The 22,076-nt window shown below is 59.0% G+C and carries 17 protein-coding genes; 4 read left to right on the forward strand and 13 right to left on the reverse strand.

From position 1 onward, the window contains the following. Window positions 1-191 precede the first annotated feature (191 nt). Window positions 192-2,135, reverse strand: coding sequence for a DNA topoisomerase IV subunit B (locus BMZ66_RS03955; RefSeq protein WP_092669133.1), 1,944 nt, complete (start codon window positions 2,133-2,135; stop codon window positions 192-194). A 180-nt stretch (window positions 2,136-2,315) separates the two neighbouring features. Here BMZ66_RS03955 and BMZ66_RS03960 point away from each other — a divergent pair, with 180 nt between their 5' ends. The 3 genes from BMZ66_RS03960 to BMZ66_RS03970 all read left to right on the forward strand — a co-directional run bounded on the left by BMZ66_RS03960 (window position 2,316) and on the right by BMZ66_RS03970 (window position 5,726). Beyond that, entirely contained in the window at window positions 2,316-3,509 is a 1,194-nt protein-coding gene (locus BMZ66_RS03960) for an AI-2E family transporter (protein WP_092669134.1), read from the forward strand. 91 nt (window positions 3,510-3,600) lie between these two features. Beyond that, the gene (locus BMZ66_RS03965) at window positions 3,601-4,074 is read left to right on the forward strand and encodes a PA2169 family four-helix-bundle protein (RefSeq protein ID WP_092669135.1); all 474 of its coding nucleotides are present in this window, start codon (window positions 3,601-3,603) and stop codon (window positions 4,072-4,074) included. 167 nt (window positions 4,075-4,241) lie between these two features. Then, on the forward strand, window positions 4,242-5,726 hold the full coding sequence (locus BMZ66_RS03970) for an exonuclease domain-containing protein (RefSeq protein WP_092669142.1): 1,485 nt from the start codon (window positions 4,242-4,244) through the stop codon (window positions 5,724-5,726). 190 nt (window positions 5,727-5,916) lie between these two features. Here the strand turns inward: BMZ66_RS03970 and acs are convergent, their stop codons facing one another. The 9 genes from acs to BMZ66_RS04015 all read right to left on the reverse strand — a co-directional run bounded on the left by acs (window position 5,917) and on the right by BMZ66_RS04015 (window position 18,341). Beyond that, the gene (gene acs / locus BMZ66_RS03975) at window positions 5,917-7,869 is read right to left on the reverse strand and encodes an acetate--CoA ligase (protein ID WP_262507569.1); all 1,953 of its coding nucleotides are present in this window, start codon (window positions 7,867-7,869) and stop codon (window positions 5,917-5,919) included. 38 nt (window positions 7,870-7,907) lie between these two features. Beyond that, entirely contained in the window at window positions 7,908-9,827 is a 1,920-nt protein-coding gene (locus BMZ66_RS03980; protein WP_092669144.1) for a propionyl-CoA synthetase, read from the reverse strand. Between the two features lie 57 nt (window positions 9,828-9,884). Further along, entirely contained in the window at window positions 9,885-10,262 is a 378-nt protein-coding gene (locus BMZ66_RS03985) for a response regulator transcription factor (RefSeq protein ID WP_092669145.1), read from the reverse strand. 35 nt (window positions 10,263-10,297) lie between these two features. Next, a complete protein-coding gene (locus tag BMZ66_RS03990) occupies window positions 10,298-13,129 on the reverse strand; it encodes a sensor histidine kinase (RefSeq protein WP_092669147.1) in 2,832 nt (943 codons plus the stop codon). Between the two features lie 36 nt (window positions 13,130-13,165). Beyond that, window positions 13,166-13,384 carry a hypothetical protein gene (locus BMZ66_RS03995; RefSeq protein ID WP_092669149.1) on the reverse strand — a complete coding sequence of 73 codons (219 nt, stop codon included), beginning with the start codon at window positions 13,382-13,384 and terminating at the stop codon, window positions 13,166-13,168. Between the two features lie 128 nt (window positions 13,385-13,512). After that, window positions 13,513-15,021 carry an MFS transporter gene (locus tag BMZ66_RS04000; RefSeq protein WP_092669151.1) on the reverse strand — a complete coding sequence of 503 codons (1,509 nt, stop codon included), beginning with the start codon at window positions 15,019-15,021 and terminating at the stop codon, window positions 13,513-13,515. A gap of 49 nt (window positions 15,022-15,070) precedes the next feature. After that, complete coding sequence (locus BMZ66_RS04005) at window positions 15,071-16,723, reverse strand: hypothetical protein (protein WP_143080046.1); 1,653 nt, start codon at window positions 16,721-16,723, stop codon at window positions 15,071-15,073. Window positions 16,724-16,888: 165 nt separating this feature from the next. Further along, complete coding sequence (locus tag BMZ66_RS04010) at window positions 16,889-17,311, reverse strand: IS1/IS1595 family N-terminal zinc-binding domain-containing protein (protein ID WP_092669155.1); 423 nt, start codon at window positions 17,309-17,311, stop codon at window positions 16,889-16,891. 94 nt (window positions 17,312-17,405) lie between these two features. Beyond that, window positions 17,406-18,341 carry a M28 family peptidase gene (locus tag BMZ66_RS04015; RefSeq protein ID WP_092669157.1) on the reverse strand — a complete coding sequence of 312 codons (936 nt, stop codon included), beginning with the start codon at window positions 18,339-18,341 and terminating at the stop codon, window positions 17,406-17,408. Window positions 18,342-18,460: 119 nt separating this feature from the next. Here BMZ66_RS04015 and BMZ66_RS04020 point away from each other — a divergent pair, with 119 nt between their 5' ends. Next, window positions 18,461-19,384, forward strand: coding sequence for a flavin reductase family protein (locus tag BMZ66_RS04020; RefSeq protein WP_092669159.1), 924 nt, complete (start codon window positions 18,461-18,463; stop codon window positions 19,382-19,384). A gap of 17 nt (window positions 19,385-19,401) precedes the next feature. On the opposite strand, the gene BMZ66_RS04025 is transcribed toward BMZ66_RS04020, so the two are convergent. The 3 genes from BMZ66_RS04025 to tsaE form a co-directional block, all read right to left on the reverse strand. Then, complete coding sequence (locus BMZ66_RS04025) at window positions 19,402-20,193, reverse strand: GNAT family N-acetyltransferase (protein ID WP_092669161.1); 792 nt, start codon at window positions 20,191-20,193, stop codon at window positions 19,402-19,404. A 127-nt stretch (window positions 20,194-20,320) separates the two neighbouring features. After that, the gene (locus tag BMZ66_RS04030) at window positions 20,321-21,547 is read right to left on the reverse strand and encodes an alanine dehydrogenase (RefSeq protein WP_092669163.1); all 1,227 of its coding nucleotides are present in this window, start codon (window positions 21,545-21,547) and stop codon (window positions 20,321-20,323) included. 91 nt (window positions 21,548-21,638) lie between these two features. Continuing rightward, on the reverse strand, window positions 21,639-22,076 hold the full coding sequence (gene tsaE / locus BMZ66_RS04035; protein WP_092669170.1) for a tRNA (adenosine(37)-N6)-threonylcarbamoyltransferase complex ATPase subunit type 1 TsaE: 438 nt from the start codon (window positions 22,074-22,076) through the stop codon (window positions 21,639-21,641).

Here is a 22,076-nt window from a genome sequence, read left to right on the forward strand (position 1 = left end):
ATATGTAATTCTTACAAGGCGAGTTTCTTGCTTGTGGCTTATTCTAATTTCGTATGTCAATTAAAAGCTTTTGGCCGCGATTGCCTGAATTGCCTGCTCTGTTTTTAAACAGAAACTGCCCCGCTCGGCAGTTGCCAAGCGGGGCAGTTTCAAATAAAGAAAGCTCCTGGATATTTTACGAGGAACTGAAGTTAAGCAGCCTCTGATTCGACTAGTTCAGCGACGGGCAATACGTCGCTCGTAATCAAGTCTTTTTCCAGGCGCAGGTTGTCGATGATGAAGTTCTGGCGGTCGGGGGTGTTTTTGCCCATGTAATAAGTCAGCACCTGCTGAATGCTGCGGTCGGACTGCAGAATAACCGGCTCAAGCTTAATGTTTTCGCCGATAAACTTGCCGAACTCTTCGGGCGAAATCTCGCCCAAACCTTTAAAGCGGGTGATTTCGGGGTTCTTGCCCAGCTTGCGCATGGCAGCCTGCTTTTCCTGCTCATTGTAGCAGTAAATGGTTTCTTTCTTGTTGCGCACGCGGAAGAGCGGCGTTTCGAGAATAAAGACGTGGCCGTTGCGCACCAGGTCGGGGAAAAACTGCAGGAAGAAGGTGAGCAGCAGCAGGCGAATGTGCATGCCGTCGACATCGGCATCGGTGGCCACCACCACGCGGTTGTAGCGCAGGTGCTCAATGCCTTCTTCGATGTTGAGGGCGTGCTGCAAGAGGTTGAGTTCCTCGTTCTCGTACACGATTTTCTTCTTTAGTCCGAAGCAGTTCAGAGGCTTGCCACGCAGGCTGAACACGGCCTCCAACTCCACGTTGCGGCTCTTGGTGATGCTGCCCGAGGCGGAATCGCCTTCGGTGATAAAAAGAGTGGTAAGCAACTCTTTTTCAGCGCCGCCTTTGGCGTTCTCACCCAAGTGAAAGCGGCAGTCGCGCAGTTTGCGGTTGTGGAGATTGGCTTTTTTGGCACGCTGGTTGGCGAGCTTCTTCACGCCGGCCATGTCCTTGCGCTCCCGCTCGCTTTGCTGAATGCGCTTCTCCAGCGCTTCCTTAACGGCCGGGTTTTTATGCAGGTAATTATCGAGGTGCTCTTTGACAAAGTCGACGATGAAGCCGCGGACGGTGGGACCGTCTTCGCCCATGTTCACGCTGCCGAGCTTGGTTTTGGTCTGGCTCTCAAATACGGGCTCTTGCACGCGCACCGAAATGGCGGCGATGATGCTGGCCCGGATATCGGCGGCGTCGTAGTCCTTTTTGTAAAACTCGCGCACGGCCTTCACCACGGCTTCGCGGAACGCTGCTAAGTGCGTGCCACCTTGGGTGGTATACTGGCCATTTACGAAGGAGTAGTACTCCTCGCCGTAGTCGTTGCCGTGCGTCATGGCCATCTCAATGTCCGGCGCTTTAAGGTGGATGATGGGGTAGCGCAAACTTTCCACATCGGCCTTGCGGGCCAGCAAATCGAGCAGGCCGTTTTCGGAATAGTACTTCTGGCCGTTGAAGTTGATGGTCAGGCCGGCATTTAGGTAGACGTAGTTCCAGATTTGGTTTTCCAAGTACTCCGGAATGAAGCGGTAGTTCTTGAAAATGGTATCGTCGGGCTGGAACGTGACGAGGGTGCCGTTGCGCTGGCTAGTTTTCTGGGGCTTCGGGTCGCTCACGAGTTTGCCTTGGGCAAACTCGGCCGCCTTCATCACGCCTTCGCGCACGCTTTGCACGAGGAAGTAGCCACTCAGGGCGTTCACGGCCTTGGTACCTACGCCGTTGAGGCCCACCGACTTCTGAAATACCTTGGAGTCGTACTTGCCGCCGGTGTTTATTTTGCTCACCACGTCGACCACCTTGCCCAGGGGGATGCCGCGGCCGTAGTCGCGCACCTGTACCCGGGAGTCGGAAATCTTGATATCGATGGTGCGGCCGTGGCCCATCACGTGTTCGTCGATGCAGTTATCGACCACTTCTTTCACCAATACGTAGATGCCGTCGTCGTAAGCAGAGCCATCCCCGAGTTTGCCGATGTACATGCCCGGCCGGAGGCGGATGTGCTCGCGCCAATCGAGCGAGCGGATGCTGTCTTCGGTATAGCCGTGGTCGGGGACTTTTGGCGCCACTTCCAGGGCGTCAGTCAGTAGTTCGTCGTTCATGGGGCAACTGTTCTCAAGAATTCAGGTAAAATAACGCAAAAATTAGTGGCAGGCCAAGAATTTATGCCAGCTCAGTTAGCACACTCCCGCTAATTTATTTAGTTTTCAACATCATCTTAAGGCCCCAGGTTCACGCCTGGCGCAGTGTTCAGTTAATTAACTTCTTCTCCTCCCCTTCGCATGTTTCCTCCCCTCGCCAACCGTGGCACACCGCACTCCAATGTCAGTCAGCAAAGCGGAAGCGTGCCCGAGGCCCGGCTGGCTCCCGTAATTCACTACACGTTTTTATTAATTGGCCTCTCGCTGCTGGTGTATGTGCTGCACAAGCTCGACGGTATTTTGCTGCCCTTGTTTTTTGCGGCCCTCCTCTCAACCCTGCTGCTCCCCATGGTGAGCAAACTGGAAGACCGAGGTTGGCCCCGAATATTAGCCATTATCACGGCCATTCTTTTGCTCGTGGGCGGCATTGTGGGCCTGGGGGTAGTGTTTGGCGCCCAAATTATGGACCTGAAAGCGGAGTTGCCGCTCATTCAGCAAAAGCTGGTGGTATTTATGGACCAAGGCCAGCAGTGGCTGCACGACCGATTGGGAATGCGCATCATGAGCAAGGACGAGATAATTGACTCGTCGCTGAGCTCAGCCAAAAAATCGGCGGGTGGGTTTCTGGGCAGCACGCTCAGCACCACGGCCGGCGTGCTGAGCGTGCTCACGCTGATTCCGATTTACATCTTCTGCTTTTTGTATTACCGCGACCACATGCGCCAGTTCATGTTCCGGTTTGTGTCGCCGGACAAGCGCACGGCGGTGCTGCACACCATGGACAGCATTCAGACGGTGGTGCAGGCGTATATCACCGGGCTGCTGATGGTGATTGTGATTGTGGCCGTACTCAACGGCATTGGGCTGCTGCTGCTGGGCGTAAAGTTTGCCATCTTCTTTGCCATTTTCGCTTCAGTGCTGGCGGTGATTCCCTACATCGGCATCTTGGTGGGGGCAACCATTCCGGCCCTGATTACGCTGGTAGAAACCGGCTCGCCGGGCAAAGCCGCGGCCGTGGTGGGGGTGTTTGTGTTTGTGCAGTTTTTGGAGGGCAACTTCATTACACCCATGATTACGGGCTCCAAAGTGAGCATTAACCCCATGGCGGCCATTGTGGCCCTGATTTTGGGCGGCGAGCTATGGGGCACGCCGGGCATGATTCTGAGCATTCCGCTGGTGGCCGTGCTCAAGGTGGTGTTCGATTCGAACAAGGCCACCGAGCCCTGGGGCTTTTTGCTGGGCGATGTGACCGACGGCGAAGACACCAAGAAAGACAAGTCGGACGACAAGCCCGGCTTTTTTGGCAAGGCCTGGCACATGCTCAAGCGCATCTAGCGCGCGGCGTTGGCCTTAGCGCAACCCCCGGGTCGGCTAAACAGTATAGCTTACCAAACCTTTCCTTCCACACAACTTATCTTTCCCTACAATGGCTACGACCACTGAAACCACCGCCCGCGCTTACAATGACCTTGTTGAAATCAACAAAACTGGTGCAAAAGGCTACCAGGAAGCCGCCGAAGGTGTTACCAATCCCCAATTGAAATCGGAGCTGAGCCGCTTGTCGCAGCAGCGCGCCAAGTTCGCCTCGGAGCTTTCGCAGCACGCCAGCCAGTTCGGCATTAGCACGGAAGATAACGGCACGGTAGAAGGTGCTCTCACCGACGCCGCCGCTGCCGTACACCGCGGCTGGATTAACCTGAAATCGGCCATTACCGGCCAAAGCGATTCTGCCATTCTCGGCGAGTGCGAAACCGGCGACTCAGTAGCGCTGCAAGCTTACGAAACGGCGCTGCAAGCTTCTAACCTGCCAGCCCAAGCCAAAACGGTGCTTGAGCAGCAGCACAGCCAGGTACTGGAAGCCAAAAACTGGATTACCCAGCAAAAAGGCAGCATTAAGTAAGTTAGCAAAAGGATTTCTGGCAGACTAAAATATTCCAGCTAATCCTTGACAATGAACTAATAAGCTCTAAAAAAGGCAGTCCTTATGGGCTGCCTTTTTTCATGTGCAACCTTCTGCCTGGCTAAGTTTGTTAGTCTTCCTACCGACCACCTTTTCCGCGCCGCGATTTGTACGCCATAATTGACCTTGAGACGACCGGCGGACAGCCCACTCAGGACCGCATCACCGAAATAGCTATCTACATCCATGACGGCGAGAAAATCGTGGACGAGTACGCGACGCTGCTGAACCCGGGGCGGGCCATTCCGCCGTTCATCACGCAGCTCACGGGCATCACCAACGACATGGTAAGCGATGCGCCCAAGTTCCACGAGGTGGCGCGCAAGGTGGTAGAGATGACCGAAGGCTGCGTATTCGTGGCCCACAACGTGCGGTTCGACTACTCGTTTCTGAAAAAGGAATTTGCCGACCTTGGCTACAACTACTCGCGCAAAACCTTGTGCACGGTGCGCCTGAGCCGCTCGCTCATTCCGGGCCAGCCGAGCTACAGCCTGGGCAAGCTGTGCCAGAACATCGGCATTCCGCTGGAAAACCGTCACCGCGCCGCCGGCGACGCGCACGCCACGGCGGTGCTGTTTGGGCGCCTCCTGAAAATTACCCAGGACAGTGAGGCGGTGCAAAACGGCCTTCCCCCGGCCGACACCCTGGCCCGCGTGGACGCGCTGGCTCCGGCCGGCCGCCGGCCCGATGGCACCAAGGCGCCCTCGCCCAAGCGCGTAGCGGCGGTGCAGGAAGCTATTCGCACGGCTCTGATTCCGCCGCTGGTATCGCCGGCGCTGGTGGCTAGCCTCCCCCAGGCCACGGGCGTGTACTACTTCCACAACGAGGCCGGCGAAGTGATTTATGTGGGCAAGAGCATTAACATTTACAAGCGCATTCAGCAGCACTTTGCCGTGGATGTGAAGTCGCGCAAGAGCCTGGAGTTTAAGAACAGCATCGCCGACATTACCTGGGAGCTTACGGGCTCGGAACTGGTGGCATTGCTTTATGAGTCGCACCTCATCAAGCATTTCAAGCCAGCTTACAACCGCCAGCAGCGGCGCTCGGTATTTCCGGCGGGCATTTACCTCCGCATCGACGAGCAGGGCTACAAGCGCCTGGCCTACGGCCGGGCCGATGCCCGCAACGCTGAAATCCCCATTATTGCGTTGGGTAACCAGTTTAAGGCACAGGGTTTCCTGTACCACAAAGTGGCTAAGTACAACCTTTGCCAGAAGATGTGTGGCCTCTACAAAACGCAAGGGGCCTGCTTCGACTATCAGGTGCACCGCTGCCAGGGCGCCTGCATGGGCCTGGAGCCCCCGGAAACCTACAACCTGCGCGTGGACGAGGCTATTGATAGCATCAGCTACGAGCACGACACCTTCGTGGTGATAGGACCTGGCCGCACCGAGCTGGAGAAAACCATTGTGCTGGTGGAGAACGGCAGCTACCGCGGCTTTGGGTATGTCGACGAGACGTTCTCAGCCCGCAAGCTGGCTGATTTTCGGGATGCCATCAAGCCATACAACGATAATAAGGATATCCAGCAGATTATCCGGCTGCACCTGCGCACCAAGCACAAAGGCGAGCGGGTGAAGGTGTTTGGGTAACTCTCATAAGCCAACGGCTGCTAATTGACACCCGCTTGTAAGACTGGGCTCGTGCCAAAAACCAAATCGGCTGTCATGCTGAGCTTGCGAAGCGTCTTTTCACGCCACAACGATTTCGATGGAACGTGAGGAGATGCTTCGCAAGCTCAGCATGACAGCCGATTTTGACAATCAATTGGGGTATTTTTCTTTACTTTTTACCAGCCAGAATCTCATCTACTACCAGCGGGTCGAGCAGAGTGGTTACGTCGCCTAGGTTGGTGGTTTCGCCTTCGGCCACTTTGCGCAGGATGCGGCGCATGATTTTACCCGAGCGGGTTTTGGGCAGGCCCGAAACCAGCTGAATTTTGTCGGGCTTGGCAATGCGGCCGATGTGGGCTACTACGGCTTCGATGATGCTGGCCTCGGCCATTTGGATTTCGAGGTCGGTGGTGGGCAGCCCGTTTTGGCAAATAACGTAGGCGTAGATGCCCTGGCCTTTCACGTCGTGCGGGTAGCCCACTACGGCGCTTTCCACTACGAATTCGCTCTCGTTGATGGCACTTTCGATTTCGGCGGTTCCAAAGCGGTGGCCGCTCACGTTGATAACGTCATCGACGCGGCCGATGATGCGATAGAGGCCTTTTTCATCGCGCCGGGCGCCGTCGCCGGTGAAATAATAGCCAGGGTACGGCTGAAAATAGGTCTGTCGGGCGCGCTCGTGGTCGCCCCAGGTAGTGCGGATGATGCCCGGCCAGCTGCCCTTAATGGCGAGGTAACCCTCTTGGTCGTTGCCTTCGATTTCGGTGCCGTCTTGGTTCAGCAATACGGGCTGCACGCCGGGCAGCGGCAGGCCGGCACGGGCTGGCACCGAGGGCGTGATATTGGCCATGGCTGAAATCATGATGCCACCGGTTTCGGTTTGCCACCACGTATCCACAATAGGGCAACGGCCCTTGCCTACGTGCTGGTGGTACCAGTGCCAGGCTTCCTCGTTGATGGGCTCGCCCACCGACCCCAGGATGCGCAGGCTGCTGAGCGAGTAGGCCAGCACGTGGTCAATGGGCGCGGCCATGAGCGAGCGGATGGCCGTGGGCGCCGTATAGAAAATGGTAACGTGGTGCTTGTCAATTACCTCCCAGAAGCGGCCCGGCGAGGGGAACGTGGGCACGCCTTCAAACATGAGCGTGGTGCTGCCCGCCAGCAGCGGGCCATACAGGCCATAGGTGTGGCCCGTGACCCAGCCGATGTCGGCGGTGCACCAGTACACGTCGTTTTCCTCTACCTGAAACACATTGCGGAAGGTGTAATCGGCCCATACCATGTAGCCGGCCTGGCTGTGCACTACGCCCTTGGGCTTGCCGGTGCTGCCGCTGGTATAGAGAATGAAGAGCGGGTCTTCGGCCGCCATTTCCTCGGCGGGGCAGGTTTTGTCTACTTCCATCACCTCCTCGTGAAACCACACGTCGCGGTCAGCCACCATTTCCACGGGCCAGCCGGTGTGCTCCACCACTAGCACGCGGCGCACCGAGGGGCACTGCGCCAGGGCCTCGTCGACCACACTCTTTACCGGAATTTGCTTGGCGCCGCGCTCCAGCGCATCGGCCGTGATAACGAAAGAAGCTTCAGCATCGATAATGCGGTCGGCAATGGCGGAAGCTGAGAAGCCGGCGAATATAACGCCGTGCACGGCCCCAATGCGGGCGCAGGCCAGCACGGCAATGGCCAGCTGCGGAATCATGGGCAGGTAGAGCACCACCCGGTCGCCTTTTTTTACGCCGTTTTTCTTGAGCACGTTGGCCATTTCGCACACTTGAGTGTGCAGCTCGCGGTACGTCAGGCGCAGGTGGCGGGTGCGCGGGTCATTGGGCTCGAAGATGATGGCCAGCTTATTGGCCCGCTGTTCCAAATGGCGGTCAAGACAGTTTTCGGTGATGTTGAGGGTTGACCCGTCGAACCAGGTGCTTTGGCCCTCGGGTGAGAACTGGCCCCCGCGCACACTGTCCCACTTGCGCCGCCAGGTGAAGGGCTCGGCCGCGGCGGCCCAAAAGGCGTCGGGGTCTTCTACCGATTGCTGGTAAGCCGCGTGGTACTCGTCGAGGTTGCGGACCCGGGCGTGCGTTGGAATGGTATCAGTCATGGTAAGGAGTTGTGAAGGGTGCAGAATGTGATTTGCTCGCCCACGTCGGAGCGGGCGGGTTGTTAAACAGAAGTTTCGAAAGCAGTACCGAGGGCGCGGCGCTGTAATGCCGTGCTGATTTCATCGAGAATAAGCGGGTCGTCGATGGTAGAGGGAATGCCAAACGCCTCGCCGTCGGCTAGCTGGCGCAGGGTTTTGCGAAGAATTTTGCCGGAGCGGGTTTTGGGCAGGCGTTTTACTATTACCACCGCCCGGAAGCAGGCTAAGGCGCCAATTTGAGTGCGAACGCTGCTTACGAGCTCGCGCTCGATTTGCTCCTCTCCTATTGCCTGGCCGTCTTTCAGGACCACCAGCCCCACAGGAACCTGGCCACGAAGCGCGTCGGCAATACCCAGCACAGCGCATTCGGCCACGGCGGGGTGCGCGGCCAGAATCTCCTCCATTTCGCCGGTGCTCATGCGGTGGCCGGCCACGTTGATGACATCATCGACCCGCCCCATGATGTAGCAGTAGCCGTCCTGGTCACGATATCCGCCATCGCCACTAAAGTAGTAGCCCGGAAACGTGCTTAGGTACCCTTCCTTGAAGCGGGCATCGTCGCGCCAGAGCGTGGGGAAACAGCCGGGCGGCAAGGGCAGCTTCACCACCACCAGCCCGGTGGTGCCGGTAGGCACGGGCGCCCCTTCTTCGTCCACAATCTGCACGTCGTAGCCGGGCACCGGGAAGCCGGCGCTGCCGGCGCGGGGCGGCGGCATGCCCTCCAGCCCGACCAGGGTGGCGAGCATGGGCCAGCCCGATTCGGTTTGCCACCAGTGGTCCACTATCGGCACTTGCAGCACATTTTCGGCCCAGGTATACGTGGCGGGGTCGCAACGCTCGCCTGCCACGAAGAGTTGGCGCAGGCTACTCAAGTCGTGCTGCCGGGCCAGCAAGCCGTCGGGGTCTTCCTTCTTAATGGCCCGGATGGCCGTGGGCGCCGTGAACATTACCTGCACCTGGTGCTGCGCCACCAAACGCCAAAACGTGCCCGCGTCGGGCGTGCGTACGGGCTTGCCCTCAAACAGCACCGACGTACATCCCTGTATTAATGGCCCGTACACGATATAGGAATGCCCCACCGCCCAGCCAATGTCGGAACCCGCAAACATCGTTTCACCGGGGGCTAAGCCGTAGACGGCCTCCATGCTAAAGCGCAGGGCCACGGCATGCCCGCCGTGGTCGCGCAGCACGCCCTTGGGCCGACCGGTAGTGCCGCTGGTGTACAGAATATACAGCGGATGGGTACCCGGCAGCGGCACCGCGGCAACGGGCGCGGCACGGAGCAGCTCCTGATAATCCAGGTCGCGGCCGGGCTGCAGGTTGGCGGTTACGAAGTCGCGCTGCAGCACCACAACGTGCGCCGGCTGATGAGTGGCTTGCGCCATGGCTTCGTCCACCAGGGGCTTATAGGGAATGACGCGGTCGAACTCCATGCCTCCCGAAGCACAAATGATAACCCGCGGCTCGGCATCGTCGATGCGCAGGGCCAGCTCGTGGGGCGCAAACCCTCCGAACACCACCGAGTGCACCGCCCCTATGCGCGCACAGGCCAGCATGGCCACCACCGCCTCGGGCAGGTTGGGCATGTAGATGATAACCCGGTCGCCCTGGGCAACGCCTATGGCCCGTAGGCCGCCCGCAAACCGGGCCGTCAGGTCCAGGAGCTCGGCGTAGGTGTAGGTGCGCAGAGTGTTGGTAACCGGCGAGTCATAAATCAGGGCGGGCTGCTCACTACGGCCGTGCTGCACGTGGTAGTCGAGGCAGAGAAACGAGGTATTCAGCTCGCCATCGGCAAACCAGCGGTAGAAGCCGTTCTTGTCCTGGGTCAGGGCTTTAGTGGGGAGCTTATCCCACTGCAGGTGGTGGGCTTGAGCCAGCCAGAAAGCGGCGGGGTCGGCCAAACTCGCCGCGTGGGTGGCGGCGTAGGAGCAAGCAGGTTTCATGGCGGGTGGGATTGGGAGGAGGTGGAGAGAGCATCATGGGCATATTACGTGGCGGCGCTAAGCGGCTACTCCCAGCAGCTCCCGGACTTTCTCCATGAGCTGCCGGGTGCTAAAGGGTTTGGGAATATACAAATCGGCCCCAACTTCATACCCTTTCCGGATATCGGGCTCCCGGCTCTTGGCCGACAGGAAAATAACCTTGGTGCCCGCCCTGTCGGGGCGCTGGCGCAGGACCCGGCACACCTGGTAACCGTCGACGTCGGGCATCATAATATCGAGCAACACCAGGTCATAGGGCGTCTGCTCGATGGCCGCCATGGCCTCGGTGCCGTTGCGGGCGATGCCCACCTGGTAGCCATTTTTGCGCATCAGGAATTCCAGTGACATCACAATATTGGGCTCATCGTCAACGATTAGGATATGAGGAACTTTCATAGTTTAGGGGTAGCATGCAGATAGAGGGAAGGACATTAGCTGACGAGTTCGGGCATGCCCACCACGGGCAGCTCCACAAAGAAGGTAGCGCCTTGGTCGGGCTGGCTTTCCACCCACATGCGGCCGTGGTGCAGGTCAACGATTTTTTTGGTTATCGCCAGCCCGAGGCCGGTCCCTTCGGGCTTGCGAGTTGTTTGGTTTCGGGCTTGGAAAAACTTCTCGAAAATGTGGTGCTGGTCGCCCAAGGCAATGCCTTTGCCGTTGTCAGCGATGACTATCGTGATGACATGAGCGGGTGAATCGGGGTGCTCGCGCAGAGTCGGCTCGGCATAGGTGATGGATAGATGAATGCGCCCGGAACCATCAGGCCGGCAGGCTTTAATGGAGTTAGACAGGAGGTTGACCAGCACCTGCATCAGCCGGTCGCGGTCGGCGGGCAGGGCGGGCAGGGCCGGCGGCACAGACACTTCCAGCGCAATATGCTTGTCGCGCAGCAGCTGGCCCACGGCTTCCACGGCCTCGTCGAGCAGCTCGGCCATGGGCACGGGGCTGCGCTCCAGCGTGGCTTGGCCCGACTCAAACTTCTCCAGGTCGAGCACCAGGGAGATGAGGCGGGTCAGGCGTTCGGCCTCGCGGCTGATGGTGTGCTGAAAGCGCTGCCGCTCGTCCTCTTCCAGCTCGGGGTTGTCGGCCAGGATTTCGGCCAGCGCCCGGATGCTGGTGAGCGGCGTGCGCAACTCGTGCGTGACGGTGTAGAGGAATTCGTCTTTGCGGTGGTCCAGGGCCTGCAGCTGGTCGTAGGCAACGCGCAATTCGTCGGTGAGGCGCTGCAGCTGGCGCGACTGTTTCTGCAGTTGGCGGTTGGCTTCGAGCAGCTGTTGGCTTTCGCGAAGAATGCCCACCACGTTGTCATAATTGATTTGCTCCTCCCCCGCCACCGACGCCACCAGCATGCGCGCCGAAGCCGGCCCCAGGCTGCCAGCCAACAGTTTTTCGGCGTAGGTAAGCAGGCGCGGGTCGGCAGAGGTAGCGGGCTGCAGCATCGCAGCTGGAAGCGGCAGAACCGCCGCAGGGGGCCCATCGGTTGGGAGCGGCAGGGCGTCGGGAAACCGCGTGGCGAAGGTTCGCAGGGCTTGGTTGGTACGCTTTTTCCCCAGGAAGCCATGTAGTAGGGCCCGCACGTCGGGGAAGGGCGTGAGGCCCTGCCAGCCGGCCACTTCCTCGGCCAGGCTGCGGCGCTGAAATACATCAACAAACACATCGGCCTGCCGCAGCTCGAGGGCGGTAGGCGGCTGGGCCAGCGAAATGCCCACGTAGAGCCCAATGTTGAAAAACCAGCTCCAAAACAAGCCGTGAGAAAGATAATCGAGGCCTTCCAGGCCAAACAGGGCAAAGGGGCGCAGTATTGCGATGCCGCCTACTCCTTCGGTAAGAATGGACGCGGGTAGCATGCCGGGGCCTACCATAGTGGGCAACACGAGGGTATAAAACCACACCCCAAAGCCCGCTAGCAGCCCCGCCGTGGCCCCGTGCCGGGTGCCGCCTTTCCAGTAGAGGCCACCCAGCACGGCCGGCACAAACTGCGCCACTGCTGCAAAAGAGACCAAGCCCGTGTTCACGAGCGGCAGCTGCTTGCCCACTTCGGCATAGTAGCCGTAGGCCAGCAGCAGCACCGCCACCACGGCCAGGCGGCGGCTTTGCAGCGCCACCCGCCCCAGGTAGGCAAACCAACGGGTTTGGAGCGAGGGCTGCGCCGCGGGCACCCGCACCAGCAACGGCATGAGCAAGTGGTTGCTCATCATCACGCTCAGGGCAATGGTTTCGACGATAATCATGCTGCTGGCCGCCGAAATACCACCCAGGTACGTGAGCAGCGCCAGCCACGAATGCCCCGCCGCCAGCGGCAAAGCCAGCACAAAGGTGTCGGCGTCGATGCCGCTGCTGCCCAGCCGCAGCATGCCGCCAAAGGCGATGGGCAGCACAAAAATGTTGATAATAATGAGGTAGAGCGGGAAGAGCCACATGGCCTTGCGCAGGTGGTCTTCGTCGACGTTTTCGACCACCGACACCTGAAACTGCCGCGGCAACAGCAGCACCGCCGACATGCTAAGCACGAGCAGCGTAAGCCAGCCGCTGCCAGTCACGCCGGCGCCGTGCAGGGTAAACAGCTGCCGCAGGGCCGGCACTGCCGCGGCCTGGTCAAACAAATCGGTGAAGCCGCCAAACAAGCCAAACGTGACAAACAAGCCCAGCACCAGAAACGCTACCAGCTTCAGCACGCTCTCTACTGCCACGGCCAGCACAATACCTTCGTGCCGCTCCGTAGCCTCTACCGAGCGCACCCCAAACAGGATGGTGAAAACCGCTAGCGCCCCGGTGGTATACAGCGCCGTGGCCGCGGCGGGCCCTTCTCCCCCGGCGGCGCTGCCAGTCATGGTCACAAACGAAGCCGCAATGGCTTTGATTTGCAGGGCAATGTAGGGCACCACGCCCAGCACGCACACCACCGTTACCAGCGCCCCCAAAGCAGCACTTTTGCCGTAGCGTGCTGAGATGAAGTCGGCAATGGAGGTTAGCCGCTGCTGCCGGCACACCCGAATAATTTTGCGCAGCACCAGCCACCACACCGGCGCCAGCAAGGTTGGCCCGAGGTAGATGCTCACGAACTCGAGGCCGTGGTGCGCCGCCCGCCCCACACTGCCATAATACGTCCAGGCGGTGCAGTACACGGCCATGCTCAGGGCGTAGATGTACGGGTTGCTCACCAGGCTTTTGTGCGCTTCCGAGCGGCGCTCCGCGGCGTAGGCGACGCCAAAGAGCAAGGCCAGGTAGCCAAACGAAAAAGCAATGACAAGCAGCTTGGACATGGGGTCAGCGAGCAGTTAATCGATGGCGATGGACAATCAATCCGTTTTCCGCACCAGGTAGCCGGTCACGGCTACAATCAATATCCACATCGCCAGAATGTACACATACAGCAAGGGCAAGCCGCCCACCCGCTTTTCCTGGTCGAACACGCCCAGCAGCGGAAAGCAAAGCATCGCCCCAAACAATATCGAAACAAACAGGAGCCGCTGCCCGCGTCGCATCTCAGCATCTTCGGGGCGGGTGGGGTTGGGCATGGGCAAGTGAGCTGGGAAAGCGTGGCGGGGCCACGGCGGTGGTTGCAGTAGCCCTCCAATTTAACGGAAAAGCCGCTGGCCCGAAGGACCAGCGGCTTTTTTCACGATTTATGGCTGCTAGCCAGCCCTCAGCTAGTCGATGGATTATCATCCATGAGCTTCACGTTGCGCACATCTTTCATGTAGATGGAGCCAATGAAAAAGCATATCAGCGCAATTGCGACGGGATAAATCAAGCCCATGTAAATGCTGTAGCTTTTCGTGAACGTGCCCTCGGGCTGCGTGGCGGCCCACACGGTGAGCGAAGTAGCGATGAACGGCACAAAGCCCCCAAACACGCCGTTGCCAATGTGATAAGGCAGCGAAAGCGAGGTGTAGCGCACCTTGGTGGGAAACAGCTCGACTAGGTAAGCCGCAATGGGACCGTAGGCCATGGTCACGAACAGCACCAGGCAGAACGTCAGCAGAATCATGGGCAGCATTTGTGGCGAGGCCGACTGCATCACGGCGGGCACCGCGGCCACGGCTGCGCCAGCGGCATCGACTGTTGCGGGAATGGCAGCCGTTTTTTCCGTGAGCGGGCCGGCATACTGCTTCAGCCCGTAGAAGATGGGCACGGTGAAGATTGCACCGCAAAGCAGGCCCGTCATGATGATTTTCTTCCGCCCGATGCGGTCCGAGAGGCTGCCGAAGTACACGAAGAAAGGCGTGGCCAAAGCGAGGGCCGAACAGAGCACAATGGCGGCATCCACAATGCTCATCTTAAGGGTGGAGAGCATGAACGAGTAGGCGTAGAACTGGCCGGTGTACCATACCACGCCCTGGCCCATGGTAGCGCCAAACAAAGCGATGAGCACCAGGCGGCGGTTAACGGGGTTCACGAAGGATTCGCGCAGCGGGTTGGTGCTGGTTTTGCCCTCAGCCTTGGCTTTGGCAAACAGTGGCGACTCGGCCAGCTTGCGGCGGATGTAATACGAAGCCACAATCAGCGCGCCCGACAGCAGGAAAGGCAGGCGCCAGCCCCACTCCTTGAAGGCATCTTCGCCCACAATCTTGCGAGTGGCCAAAATCACGAGTACCGACAGAAACAAGCCGGCCGTGGCCGTAATCTGAATAAAGCTGGTATAGTAACCCCGCTTATGGTCGGGCGAGTATTCGGCTACGTACGTCGTAGCCCCGCCGTACTCCCCGCCCAGCGCCAGGCCCTGCAGCAGGCGCAGCACCACCACAATGGCGGGGGCTGCCAGCCCAATTTTATCGTAGCTCGGAATGAGGCCGGTAACGAACGTGGCCCCGCCCATGATGAGCAGCGTGAGCAAGAAGGTGTACTTGCGGCCAATCATGTCGCCAATACGGCCGAAAAACACGGCCCCGAATGGACGAACCACAAAGCCCGCCCCAAACACCGCCAGCGCGCCCAGCAGCGTGTCTTCAATTTTGCCCTTCGAGCCAAACAGCACCGGCCCGATGATGGTGGCCAGCGAGCCAAAAATGTAGAAGTCGTACCACTCGATAACCGTGCCCACCGAGGAGGCCGTTATCACCTGCCAGATTTTACCGGTCGGCGTGGTGTTATTGTCGTGAGCAACCTCGGTATCAACCGGAGCACCGTACGGGGGTGAAACACTTTGTTCCATAAGAGTGGGTAAGATGAAAGGGTTAAAAGAGAACAAGCAGGGCCGCAGCCTACAGAAAAATCTGAGTTTGCAAGGTGACCTCGGGACGGTACTTCACATTGTTCACGTCAGTGAAGTCGGGCCGGTGGCGGTAGTTCAGCGTGAACTTGGCGTTGTGACCGTCGATGAAGAAGTTGGCGCCCACGTCCGCGATGTTCACGTTTTTCTGCTCGCCCGTGCTGGTGCGTAGGCCCTCGTAGCCGGCAAGGAGGTAAGACGCATAAGGCTGCACGCGCATTTTGGGACCCAGCAGGCTTTTGGGCAACAGGTAGCCGGTTTCAACAAAGCCTATCTGGCCCGTGCCGGAATGTGGCACGGCATTGCCACGACGAGCGTTGGTGCCGTAGCCGGGGTTTGAGGCCCCAATAAAGCGCACGTGGTTGGGCCCCATGTCGAAGTTGTAGTACACCCCATAAATGGTGAATGCGGTGCCGGTTTCCTTGTTGATGGGGGTATCGAAGAAGGCATCCAGCGACCACAGACCGATGTCGTGCTTGCGCGTGGGAATGGCCGCAATCTGAGCCGGGGTGAATGCGGCACCTTGCACAGTCACTGTGTTTTCACGGGAAACCATGCCGTCTTTGTTATAGAAAAACCCACCGCCTAGGTTGAATACCCGCTTAGTCCCGAGGTAGCTACCTACGTTAAAGGGAAGCAGGTTCGATTCCTGCTCCAAAAACTCCCAACTGACGTAGCCTTGGTAAATATGATTGGTACCCTGCGGGTTGTACTGAGCAATATTGTTGCCGGTGCTAGTGGTGGTGCTGGTGGTAACTTGGTTAGGAGGCGTACCGGTTGTCACCGTTGTCGTAACCGGAGTAGCACCCAAGCCAAGTGCATTGCTTAAGGCGCCAGTCTGGTTGGTTAGGAACGACTCATTCACGCTAAAAGCATAGTCAAGCTTGGCCACCCTGCCCTTAGCATAGGCCCCAATACCCCGCGCAAACTGGTCGATGGCCTCTATGGTGGGCCAGTTGGTGAGCGGCGCATCCAGCGTTAGGAAGTTGAGCGTGCTGGCCCGCGTGAGGCGCGAAAGCCCGTTCTGATAGTGCATGCCAGAACCCAGACTCAAGTATTTGTTAACCTTGAACTCAACCACTGCTTCGTGAATAAAAAGCTGGGGCTTTTTAGCGTCGGTAGTCGGCAACACGCCCCCACTCACGGCCGTCTGGTTGTTGATACCAATGTGGGTGTAAATCATGAACCGAGGATTCAGCTGGGCCAGCACAATCAGTCGCGAGCGCCGGATGGCAAAGTCCACTTGGTCGTCTTGCAGTTTGCCAGGAGCCCGCTCCGTACCGGTGTTGTTCTGGCTGTAGCGCGTCCAGATTTGGTGCCACGTGAGAAACCGCAAATACTTCGAGCCATCGGGCGAGATATTCACCTTCATACCCGCACCATAGGGAATCGACTCGGTTGGCGCTGGCGTGGCGGCGCTGCCCGCAGCCGGAGCTACCGGTGCCGATGGCGTTTGCTGGCCCGATGGTAACGGGTTGGTTCCGGCGGGGACGGGCGTGGTAGTGGGTGCCGGAACTGGGTCTGCCACTGGTGGAGGTGTTCCCACTGGCGCCGGAGGCGTGGTGGGAGTCACCTGACCAAATGAGGCACCAGCACCGGCCAACATTAGGCCGCTTAGGGCCACAGCGTAGCGGGGAATTCTCATAAGTGATGAAAGAAGTGAGGAGAGAAGGATGAAATAGCACCATTCACGGCAGGCTTGCGGCCTACTGAATGTTGCGCCGGCTAAGTAGCAGCCCCCAAGTGCGCATTGCTACCTTGGCACTATACTTTTGCTAATACCTATAGCCTCCCTGCTTCTTTCAACTGGCTACCCCGCCCGGAATCGCTCCCAGCGAATAACCATAAACTTGTCGCCTAACTCCGTAACCACCATGCCAGCCCCTTTCAAATTGCCAGGCACTTGAAAAAACGCCGCCAATTCGCTCTGGTTAAATATTTTATAAGTGGGGTGGTATTCGGTCTGCCGCGGGGCCCGCACGCCGTATTTCTTCACCCAGTTCATCACGCTCACGTGGCTCACGCCCAGCAGGCGCTCTATCTCGCGGTAGCTCACGCCTTCTATGTATAGCTGTAAGGCCTTAATTACGTAGTAGCTATCTACTTCGCGGCCCATTTTGGCCACCGTGTAGTGGTAGCCGCAGTTTTTGCACTTAAACCGCTGCCGATTGTTCACCACGCCACTTTTGGTGGCTTCTGCTGATTCGCACTTGGGGCAGGCAGGACTGGCCATGAGTTGAAATTAAGGGTGTAAGCTTCATAAAGCTACAGCTATTGAGCAAACATATACCAGTTTAGCAAATAAACCAGCTGAACCGGACTGCTTATTAATCGGCCAGCACCGTAGCCAGCAGGGCGTCTACAGCCAGCCCCAGGCGGCGCATGTCCAGGCGGGCGAGGGTGTCGGTGGTTTCGTGGTAGCTCTTGTTGCGATAAAAAGCAGTGTCGGTGAGCAGCACGGCCGGGTAGCCAAACTTCCAGTAGTTGAGATGGTCGGAAAAATCGATGCCGGGCAGCCAGGCCGGGGCCTTGAACCGACGAACAGGCAGCCTGGCTGCGTTTTTGTAGCGACGGGCAAACTGGCGTCCAAAGCGGCCATTGCCTATTTTTTGCGCCACGGTCACATAGTTGCCCCGGCTGCCATAGATGAATTTCAGTGGCCCAAAGGGGTAATCCTGCGAGCCTTTACGGTCGTCGAAATAGCCCAACATTTCGAGGGCCACCATGCCGCGCACCGGCACACCGGCGGCATGCAGACTAGCGGCGTGCACGTAGCTGCCCATGTTTTTGGTCCGGAAAAATGGCGGTTCCTCCAAGGTGTAGGCCACTAAATCTATGCGGTATGGCAAGCTGGGCTGCTGCCCGAGCAGCCGGGCCAGCTCCAGCAGCGCCGCCACGCCAGTCCCGTTATCGTCGGCGCCGGGCTGGTCGCCGCACACGTCGTAATGGGCACCCACCACCAGGCGCGGCCCGGCTTCTGGACCAAAAGAGCCCAGCACGTTGCGATAGGTTTGGCCGTTTACAGTGTAAGGCTGCTGCGCCACGCGCGCTCCGGCTGCGTGAAGTTGGCGTGAAACGTAAGCTGCCACCGTATCAAGCACTATCGGATGCTGGTAGTTGCGGGGCTGCGGCGTGGTAGTCAGCACCTGCAGGTGCTGGCGGAGGCGGACGGTATCCGCTACTCCTATGACCGCCAAACCAGGCGCACCGAGAGCGGGAGTAGTTAACGTGGCGAGCGCAAGCCACCAAAACAGCTTTTTCATGGGACTAAAGCTAGGAGGCAGCCGTTTAGGAATGAGCCTTGCAAGTCCGAGGTCCCGAGCACCAAAATGGCTCTAGCTTTGGCCACGCAAGTCAACCCAACGGCGCATCACCCTTCTTTATGCCATCTCCCAAGCACGAATTTCATTCCCTTACCCCATCGGACCTCAAGCCCAGCGAGTGGCACCCCTTCATGGTGGGCGCCGTGGCGCCCCGCCCCGTGGCGTTTGCCAGCACCATAGACGCCGAAGGACGCGTGAACCTGAGTCCCTATAGTTTCTTTAACGCCTTCAGCTCCAACCCGCCCATACTGGTGTTCTCGCCGGCCAACCGGGTGCGGGACAATACCCAGAAGCACACGCTGCAAAACGTGCGGGAAGTGCCCGAAGTCGTCATCAACATCTGCGACTTCGCGCTGGTGGAGCAAATGTCCCTGGCCAGCACCGAGTACGAAAAAGGCGTTAATGAATTCACCAAAGCCGGCCTCACCGAGCTGGCTTCGGAGCTGGTGCGGCCGCCTCGCGTGGCCGAGGCGCCGGCCGCGTTCGAGTGCGTGGTGGAGCAGGTAATTGAGTTGGGCCAGAACAACGGCGCTGGCAATCTCATCATCTGCCGGGTGGTGCGGGCCCATTTCCGCCAAGACATCCTTCTGCCCGATGCCACCGGCATCGACCCCTTCAAGCTCGACGCCGTGGCCCGCCTGGGCGGCGACTGGTACTGCCGCGCCAGTGGCGCCAGCCTCTTCGAGGTACCCAAGCCCAACCGCCACATCGGCATCGGCATCGATGGATTGCCTGAGCACATCCGCAACAGCGACGTGCTCACGGGCAACGAGTTGGGCCGACTAGCCAACATCGAGCGCGAAGCCTTACCCACCCCCGAGCAAATTGAAGCTTTTAAAAACGAGCCCATGCTGGCCTACGTGCTCAACAAACACCAGCAAGACCCTCAAATGCTAAAGCAAGAACTGCTGCTATTGGCCCGGCAGTTTCTGGCCGAAGGCCGCCTCGCTGACGCTTGGAAAACCTTGTTGATAGTTGGCTAGCCCAGCACGGCCCTGCACTAAAGCTCGGGCTGGGAGGCCATAAGTGGTAGCACCATTTCGTAGAGGGTAAGGGCTTGCGGCTGCCAGCCCCGGGCCTCCAAGAAATGATAGCCTGGCCCTTCCAGCACCGAATGCGCCATAAAGCCGCGGTGAGCATAAGTGGCTTCCAACAGTTGCAGCAGTCGGGAGCCCCACCCCTGCCGTCGGAATTCTTTTGGCACCACCAGGGTCAGCAATATGGTTCGGTGCGGGTCGGCCCGCACAATAGCGAATGCTTTGCCCTCCAGGTGAAATGCGCGCACGGGGGGCGCCACGGCCGCCAGGGTTTCGGACGAAACCATCCAGGGTAGTTCGGTGTCAACTTCTTTAATCAGCATCCGCGCCACCTCGCGCGGGTCAAGCTCCGCGAGGGCGGCCGGGACGTTGCCGGCGCGGTCAGCGGGACAATTGAAGGTAGTGAGCAGCCGGGTGTTGCGAAAGCCAGTGGCCTCATACAGGCGGCGGGCGCGCTCATTCGGCGTGAAAACTTCCAGCAGCAAGTTGTTGTCGCCGCGGGCGGTGGCTTCCACAACGGCTGCTTGCAGCATCACCTTTCCGTAACCTTTCCCGCGTTCTCCTATCACCAAGCCCATGGCGGCTACCCGGCTGGTCCAGCCCCGGCGTGCTATCAGCACCAACCCAATTAGCTCGTCCCCCCGAAACCACAGCTTACTGGCTTCGGCATCCAAATTTTCACCCCGAAAGCGGCGCTCGAAACTGGCCGCATCGAACACCAGCGGCACGAAATACTCCTCAAACGAGCGATTCATAGCGTCGCAGGCCTCGGCCGCCGTAAATTCAAGCAGCGGCCGGGAGGTTAAGGCAACAGGTTGTTCTTGCACGGTGATAATGAAAGACTAACGATTGCTCTCCTAATTCTTGAACGCTGCTTATTACTTAATTCCGAACCGCAATCAGCAGCCCCAATTCCTTGTAGCGCAGGTTAAACTTCTTCGCAATCATGGCATTCGTTAGCGAGCCGCGGTAGATGTACACGCCACTCCGGAAATGCTCGTTTGTGAACAGCACTTCGTTGATGCCGCCGTGCTGGCTGATTTCCTGCAAAATGGGCGTGAATATGTTACTTAGCGCGTTGGTCGCGGTGCGGGGCACGCGGGAAGCAATATTGGGCACGCAGTAGTGCACCACGTCGTACTTGCGGAAAACGGGGCTGCTGTGGCTGGTCATCTCGCTGGTTTCGAAACAGCCGCCCTGGTCAATGCTCACGTCGATGATAACGGAGCCAGACGCCATACTGGCCACCATCTCTTCTGACACCATGAAGGGAATCCGGCCGTCTTCTACAGTGAGGGCACCAATCACTACATCGGCGCGGCGAATTTGCTGGCTGAGGGCAAACGTGTCGAGCGTGCTGGTGTAGAGCTGCATGCCCAGGTTGTGCTTGAGGCGGCGCAGCTTGTAGAGGTGGTTGTCGAAGATTTTCACTTCGGCGCCCAGGCCGGTGGCCGCGCGCGCGGCGTACTCGGCCACCGTGCCAGCGCCCAAAATGACCACCTGCGACGGCGGCACACCCGTGATGCCCCCCAGAATAATGCCCTTGCCCTCGTTGGAGCGGGCCAGGTATTCGGCCGCAATGAGCATGACCGTGGAACCGGCAATTTCACTCATGGCCCGCACCACGGGGCGCGCGCCGCTGGGGTCCTTCATGAGCTCAAAGCCGATGGCATTGATTTTTTTGCGGGCCAGGGCCGAGATGTACTCCTGTGTCATGGAGCCCATTTGCAGGGCCGAAATCAGGGTTTGACCCGGGTGTAGCAGCTCTATCTCATCAAGCGTGGGCGGGGCTACTTTTAGCAGCACATCGGCTTTAAACACTTCCTCGGCCGAGTAAGCAATCTGGGCGCCGGCTTCGGAATACGCATGGTCGGCGTATTTGCTGGGCTCCCCGGCACCGGCCTCGATGAGGACTTCGTGGCCTTCGGTGACGAGGTGCTGCACGGCTTCCGGCGTCAGGCCAATCCGGTTTTCTTGGAGCGAGGTTTCACGGGGCAACCCGATAAAGAGTTTGCGCTTGCGCGTTTCCACGGCCAGCATCGACTCCTGGGTGAAATAGGCGCGGCTCGTGGCCAGTGACTCAAAACCAGATGGAAGCTGTTCGGCCATGTTTTCAGGTAACAGTTATTAATCAGCGAGAATGCAGCCGGAAACGGCCATGCTTCCCCAAGCGCTAATCAGCAAATATTAAGGTTGGGTATTAGGTAATAACTGTTATTTGAATGCTCCGGGCTTCGGCACTTAGTACGTCGAGGCGCACTTCGAGTCGGGGCTCCGGTAGTAACTCAGCCACGCGGGCTGGCCATTCTACTAGGCAAAGATACCCGGAATCGAAGTACTCTGCGGCGCCTATTCGCTCGGCTTCGTTGATGGAATCGATGCGGTAAAAGTCAAAGTGGTACACGGGCCGGTCGCGCCCGTCGCGGTACTCGTTGACCAGGGCGAAGGTGGGGCTGCTCACATCGTCGGCCACGCCCAGAGTGCGCGCCAGCTCCCGAATGAGCGTGGTTTTGCCCGCTCCCATCTCGCCCTCAAAGGCCACCACCGTGCACCCCGACTCGGCGATAGCCGCCTCTACCTGACGAGCGGCGGCGGGCAAGCTGGCTAAAACAGGAACCTGAATGGTAATGGGTAGCAT

Origin of the sequence: Hymenobacter arizonensis (genome assembly GCF_900115775.1) — a bacterium.
GTDB lineage: Bacteria > Bacteroidota > Bacteroidia > Cytophagales > Hymenobacteraceae > Hymenobacter > Hymenobacter arizonensis.

What these genes read in the sequence shown, in the direction of transcription:
- BMZ66_RS04000 (WP_092669151.1), bottom strand. Translation starts at nt 15,021, where the DNA reads ATGGAACAAAGTGTTTCACCCCCGTACGGTGCTCCGGTTGATACCGAG.
- BMZ66_RS03995 (WP_092669149.1), bottom strand. Translation starts at nt 13,384, where the DNA reads ATGCCCAACCCCACCCGCCCCGAAGATGCTGAGATGCGACGCGGGCAG.
- BMZ66_RS03980 (WP_092669144.1), bottom strand. Translation starts at nt 9,827, where the DNA reads ATGAAACCTGCTTGCTCCTACGCCGCCACCCACGCGGCGAGTTTGGCC.
- BMZ66_RS03955 (WP_092669133.1), bottom strand. Translation starts at nt 2,135, where the DNA reads ATGAACGACGAACTACTGACTGACGCCCTGGAAGTGGCGCCAAAAGTC.
- BMZ66_RS04020 (WP_092669159.1), top strand. Translation starts at nt 18,461, where the DNA reads ATGCCATCTCCCAAGCACGAATTTCATTCCCTTACCCCATCGGACCTC.
- BMZ66_RS03965 (WP_092669135.1), top strand. Translation starts at nt 3,601, where the DNA reads ATGGCTACGACCACTGAAACCACCGCCCGCGCTTACAATGACCTTGTT.
- BMZ66_RS03990 (WP_092669147.1), bottom strand. Translation starts at nt 13,129, where the DNA reads ATGTCCAAGCTGCTTGTCATTGCTTTTTCGTTTGGCTACCTGGCCTTG.
- BMZ66_RS03960 (WP_092669134.1), top strand. Translation starts at nt 2,316, where the DNA reads ATGTTTCCTCCCCTCGCCAACCGTGGCACACCGCACTCCAATGTCAGT.
- BMZ66_RS04015 (WP_092669157.1), bottom strand. Translation starts at nt 18,341, where the DNA reads ATGAAAAAGCTGTTTTGGTGGCTTGCGCTCGCCACGTTAACTACTCCC.
- BMZ66_RS04030 (WP_092669163.1), bottom strand. Translation starts at nt 21,547, where the DNA reads ATGGCCGAACAGCTTCCATCTGGTTTTGAGTCACTGGCCACGAGCCGC.
- BMZ66_RS04005 (WP_143080046.1), bottom strand. Translation starts at nt 16,723, where the DNA reads ATGAGAATTCCCCGCTACGCTGTGGCCCTAAGCGGCCTAATGTTGGCC.
- BMZ66_RS03985 (WP_092669145.1), bottom strand. Translation starts at nt 10,262, where the DNA reads ATGAAAGTTCCTCATATCCTAATCGTTGACGATGAGCCCAATATTGTG.
- BMZ66_RS04025 (WP_092669161.1), bottom strand. Translation starts at nt 20,193, where the DNA reads ATGAATCGCTCGTTTGAGGAGTATTTCGTGCCGCTGGTGTTCGATGCG.
- tsaE (WP_092669170.1), bottom strand. Translation starts at nt 22,076, where the DNA reads ATGCTACCCATTACCATTCAGGTTCCTGTTTTAGCCAGCTTGCCCGCC.
- BMZ66_RS04010 (WP_092669155.1), bottom strand. Translation starts at nt 17,311, where the DNA reads ATGGCCAGTCCTGCCTGCCCCAAGTGCGAATCAGCAGAAGCCACCAAA.